1 protein-coding gene is annotated in these 1,482 nt (G+C 52.2%); it reads right to left on the bottom strand.

Translation table 11 applies throughout. The annotated features are described in order from the left end of the window. Window positions 1-1,366 (bottom strand): integrase core domain-containing protein (locus DI579_RS07200; RefSeq protein ID WP_303679017.1); only part of this gene is annotated, 1,366 nt, incomplete at its 3' end. Between the last annotated feature and the right edge of the window lie 116 nt (window positions 1,367-1,482).

Consider the following 1,482-nt stretch of genomic DNA (forward strand, 5'->3'; position numbering starts at 1 on the left):
GGCTAATGGTGGCGAATCGTTTTTGGGCTTTTTCGTGTTTGATACGCCATTGTTTGGGTGGATCCTTCATCCACACGCCTTTGATGTTGTAGGAGTTGATGTATGCCGTTGTCTTTGCGATAGCGACCACGGGAAGCGGGATCGACAAAGCGAGTTCACCGTCTTCGGCATCCCAAAAGCCAAGTTCGCTTTCTGTGACTGTGCGGTGGAAACTTCTGTTTCTCATCGATCGGGGAACAGCAATGCGCATCCCTTGGAAAAACACCATCTGATTAGCTTCAGTGACAGTCACCGTATCGAAACCGTCGTCATCTGAGTCAGCAATACTGGGACGTGAATAACCTGTGACTCCACCGTTTCGTTTTGGACGTGGTGGTTTTTCATCCTGGCGGATAACCCCCGAGGTGAGGTAAGCGTTACCACGTTGAAGCGCGTAGTTTTCTGCTTTCTGCTTTAGCACCTCCAGTGGGATCGGGTCTTGAGGTGGCACAACCCCAACAAGGTGCCACGCTGTGGCCGGGGTGACACACTCTGGAAGGCCCTGGTGTGGTCGCCGGTTATTGTATTGATCTCGATACTTATCAATCAGCACCTCGCACTGCTTCAGTGTTTTTGGTTTGTGTGCCTCCAAGAATCTAAACAGTGTGCGGTGTGAACGCTCGTCTTTACCTTGAGTTTGCGGGTTGCGTGGCCTGCCGGAAATACTCAAGCACCCAACCGATGCCAGGTAGGCCTCCAAGGGGCCAACAACACCGTTGCGTAGCTGGTTAAAAGCAGCCCCATTATCACTGAGAAGTTCATGCGGGGCACCAAAGGTGGCAATGGCCTTGCGTACAGCATCTGTGGCATCTTTAGAGTTTTCGTGTGCCGCATAGGCGCAGGTACCGACATCGAAGCGGGTAGCGTCATCGATGATTTGATAGATGGTGACAGGTGTTCGTTTGTAACGAACACGGGTGATCTTGGGGCGTTTCTTCGGGTTTGATTCCACAGCTCCTGCCGCACGCAACAGGCGAGCAATCGTGGATACGGACGGCACCGGATCTGCTAGCTCTCCTGATGCAATACCTTCAAACCGAATGGAGATGGGACCATAGTCCCAGCCCTGGGTTTTCAAACGCTTCCGGATCACAAGCAGTGCTGTGGTCACGTGCTCGTCGTAGGTCCTTGCTGGCGTGATCGGGGCGCTGGAATGCGGATGCAACGCGGCACCTGCTTCCTCATCGTATCGGGCACGGATGTTGTAGAACGTGCGGCGGGAGATCTTCAACTGTTCACAAAACGCGGTGATAGATAGACCGTGACCGTCGAAGGGGTCGAACTCAATAATTTTCCGGCGAATCTCCGGAGGAATTGCCTTACTCATTATCCGATTGTGTCCGACACACAGCATAAAAGGTCACGAAACTGTGCACAATGTCATGACATTAGGTGTAAACAATGTCATGACCTTAAGCGCGCAAAAGGTAGTGACACATAACA

Origin of the sequence: Lawsonella clevelandensis (assembly GCF_003241315.1) — a bacterium.
GTDB classification, from domain to species: Bacteria; Actinomycetota; Actinomycetes; order Mycobacteriales; family Mycobacteriaceae; genus Lawsonella; species Lawsonella clevelandensis_A.